3 protein-coding genes are annotated in these 3,783 nt (G+C 28.5%); all 3 read right to left on the bottom strand.

All coding sequences use genetic code 11. From position 1 onward, the window contains the following. Positions 1 to 159 precede the first annotated feature (159 nt). The gene (locus BUB63_RS12745; RefSeq protein ID WP_084106796.1) at positions 160 to 1,440 is read right to left on the bottom strand and encodes a DNA-processing protein DprA; all 1,281 of its coding nucleotides are present in this window, start codon (positions 1,438 to 1,440) and stop codon (positions 160 to 162) included. Then, a complete protein-coding gene (locus BUB63_RS12750; protein WP_073250325.1) occupies positions 1,437 to 3,503 on the bottom strand; it encodes a RecQ family ATP-dependent DNA helicase in 2,067 nt (688 codons plus the stop codon). The genes BUB63_RS12745 and BUB63_RS12750 overlap by 4 nt, the downstream gene beginning before the upstream one ends. A gap of 94 nt (positions 3,504 to 3,597) precedes the next feature. Continuing rightward, positions 3,598 to 3,783: hypothetical protein (locus BUB63_RS13680; RefSeq protein ID WP_159431479.1), on the bottom strand; the 186-nt coding region annotated here is incomplete at its 5' end.

Consider the following 3,783-nt stretch of genomic DNA (forward strand, 5'->3'; position numbering starts at 1 on the left):
ACCTTGCCTTCCCTTATAACTTCAGGAAATATCTTTTGTAGTTCCTTTATGTTTTTCTCCTTTATATCCATACTGTATCCATCCATTTTATTCATTTTCTCCACCTCTTGACAACTTTAACTATATTAAATGTAAACTACTTTATTTAAATAAAAATAATTATTTTAACTTATATTTAATTGGTCTACCAGTTTTCTCAATTATATTTTCTTCTTCCATTCTTTTTATCCAAATTTTTAACTGGCTTTCTATCAAATCTAATTCCTGTGAAATTTCTTTTAATGTTTTTGGAGTATTTAATATTTCTTTTAATATAGGAAGAAATATATCATAAGCTTTTCTTTTAATATCATTTTTTATCTCATCTTTTTTAAATATATTTTCATTACCATTTACTATAGTAGCTACCTCATTTTTATCTCTTGAATTTTCTAATTCATTTAATAAAGATAGTTGTTCTGCTATATTTCCTTTAATACTTCTTGACCTTTCGTCTAATATATTTATTAATTTTACATTCTTATCATCCAATATTTTACTATCAAATGGTATCCCACCCATTTCAATTAGTTTTTTATTTCCAATAGGTATATTATCTTCGTTTCTAACATACAAACAAACCCAATTATTTTTTATATTTTCTTCTGCACCAGCCCATGTTCCACCTTTTTTATAATCTGAAGAAACAACAAAAGAATAATTTGATAATGCATAAATATATTTATTTCTTTCCATGGCTCTATAAACAGTAAAAATTGTATCAGGATGATTTGTTGATATCAAAAGCAATTTTTTGTTCAATATAGCATCTCTATATTCTTTCTTTTTTATAACTTTCTTCATTTCAGATGATAATATAGATACAACCTTACCTCCATTATACAGTGCTATATCTTGTGCAATACTATCTACACCTCTTGCTCCCCCTGAAACCACTGTTAATCCTTCCAAAGCACATTTTTGAGCTAATTTTTCTGTAAATGCAATTGCATCTTTATCAATATTTCTTGACCCTACTATTGCAGCTTTTTTAGTTTCTAATATAGATATGTCTCCAGCATAATATAAAATTGTTGGTGCTTTTTTGCCTAATTTTTCTTTTAGTACATACGGATATGACTTTTCAGCTCTTGTTGTAACAAAAATACCTAACTTTGCAAGTTCATCTAATTCTATAGCCAATCTTGCTCCATTGCTTAAAAGTTTCTCTAAACGACTCACTTCTTCTTCAGTAATATCTAATATATTTTTCCATTCAATAGGTTTATATAAAAAAAATGCTTTTGGTGAACGCATTTCACTTTTTTGTAGTTTATCAGCCAATTTATTCCATTCAGCTAATGTATACGGTTTAACATCGTCTTTAATATAATCTTTTAAAATATCTGAACAAATTAATAACATTGCTTTACTATCTTCACTAAGTATTAAATTATTCAATCACTATCACCTCCAGAAGTTAGAGCTAACGCAAATGGATAAACCTTTTTACATCCATTCTTTAATAATTTATATCCACACATCGTAAAAGTCCATCTTGAATCCACCATATCATCTATTAAAATCACCGTTTTGCCTTCAACTTTGCATATAACTTCAAAACAATCATACACATTTTCTGCTTGTTTATTAGAATTTTGCATTGTTTTTTGTTCAGGGGTTTCCTTTATTTTGATTATACACTGGCAAAATGGAATACCTAATTTTTCAGCTACTCTCTTAGCAAAATCAGGTACAAGGTTTGGATGTCTTAAAGAAGGAATAGCTGTTATTAATAACTCTTTTTCTTCTATTCCCCATTTCCTTATTAATTCAGTAGTAGCTTGTACTAATTCATCTCTAAACCTGCCATTTATATACTTATCTTCTTTAACAAATTTACCCCATCCTGAATCTCCATAAACACACAAAGCCCTTCCTTCTTGAACTCTGTACTCTATAGGTATATTCCCTCTTTCTATCTTGCCCCATCCGTTTGGCCATCTTTTTCTTGGTTCTATTACCATATATTCTCCTTTTAAAAACTTTATAGCTTCTAAAACACTTTCTTCTTTAACATTTGAATTAAAATAGCTTTTACCAATGCAATTTGTACATTTACCACAATTTGTTGCACTATTATCATCCAATTCACTGGCAATAAATTTCATGTAGCACTCTTTTGTATTAGTAAATTCTTTTATTTTATCAAGTTCTTCTAATCTTATTTTAGTAACTTTTTGGCTTTTTTCAACATCTGGACTCCATGGATTTACTGTCCTTATATATTTTGTTCCATATTTATCTATAGCATTATGCAACATTAAAAACTTTATTGATTTATTAATTTTACTTTGACTCATATTAACATAATTCATTATTTCATTTATTGAAAGTCCATTAGATACTTCTATAGCTTTTAATACTTGTGCCATATCAGTTTCTGCTGGAAAAGCACTTTCAATAAAATACTCTTGTATTTCATCATCCTCTTCACCACATAATAAAATTGCATATGCATCATCTAAATTTCTTCCCGCTCTACCTATTTGTTGATAATATGATACTATATTACCTGGTCTTTGATAATGCACAACAAAGCCTAAATCTGGTTTATCAAATCCCATACCTAATGCAACTGTTGCAATTAATGCTTTAACTTCATTTTTTAGTAACCTTTGTTCTAATTCTATTCTTTTGCTTTCTTCAAGTTTTGAATGATATGCTTCTACATCATGTCCTCTGTATTTAAGCCATTTTGCCACCTTATTCGCATCCCCCACTGTTAAACAATACACAATTCCACTTCCAGGTAATCTATTTAGATTTTCATCTAACCATGCTAATCTTTCTGCTTGTTCTTTTAATTTTATTACCTGTAGTCTCAAGGACTCCCTCATCAAACTACCTCTTTGTATCACAATATCATTACCTAATTGATTCTTTATATCATCAACAACCCTATTATTAGCAGTTGCAGTTGTAGCAATCACTGGAATATTTGGTGGCAATAATTTTATTATATTTACTATTCTTTGATAATCTGGTCTAAAGTCATGCCCCCAATCTGATATACAATGTGCTTCATCTACAACAAACATTCCTATACCATCTTTTATATTTAAGAAAATCTCTTTAATAAATTCCTTATTTGCTAATCTTTCAGGAGAAATCAATAAAATATCACATTCTCTATTTAATAGTTTTTGTTTAACATTATTCCATTCATCTTGATTTTCGGAATTTATTGTTTCAGCAATAATTCCAATTTTTCTTGCATTCTCTATTTGATTTCTCATTAGTGATAGCAGTGGACTTATAAGTATTGTTACTCCTTTACCTTTATCACGATTAATTTTTGTAGCAATAAAATAAACTACACTCTTTCCCCAACCTGTTTTTTGAACAACCAGAACTTTTTTACAATCCATTGCAGCTTTTATTGCTTCAAGCTGACCATCTCTAAAATCAGCATCTTTACCAAACATTTGTTTTAAATATTTTAATGCAGATTTTTCTATCATACAAACACCTCCAACCCATTAAGAAACAATTGAAATTTTGTAACTAACAGTCATTTATTAACACTCAATTGACAGCTTAAATTAAATCTTTATTTTAAACACTCCTTATATTTTCTTCCTTTATTCCAAGCTGTTTAAGTGTTTGAACTGTGTTTAACTTAAGTGAATCTTTACCTGAAAATGCGGTCTCTAAAAACACTATTCTTACATCATCCTTCATAAATTCTGACACTAAACTTGGTATTTGTTTTACTAATTCTATTGTTATTTCATCTTCTAA

The organism is Caloramator proteoclasticus DSM 10124, assembly GCF_900129265.1.
In the GTDB taxonomy this organism is placed as follows: domain Bacteria; phylum Bacillota; class Clostridia; order Clostridiales; family Caloramatoraceae; genus Thermobrachium; species Thermobrachium proteoclasticum.

Bases quoted from the DNA above. Each gene is read 5' to 3' on its own strand.
- BUB63_RS12750 (WP_073250325.1), bottom strand. From the start codon at position 3,503: ATGATAGAAAAATCTGCATTAAAATATTTAAAACAAATGTTTGGTAAA.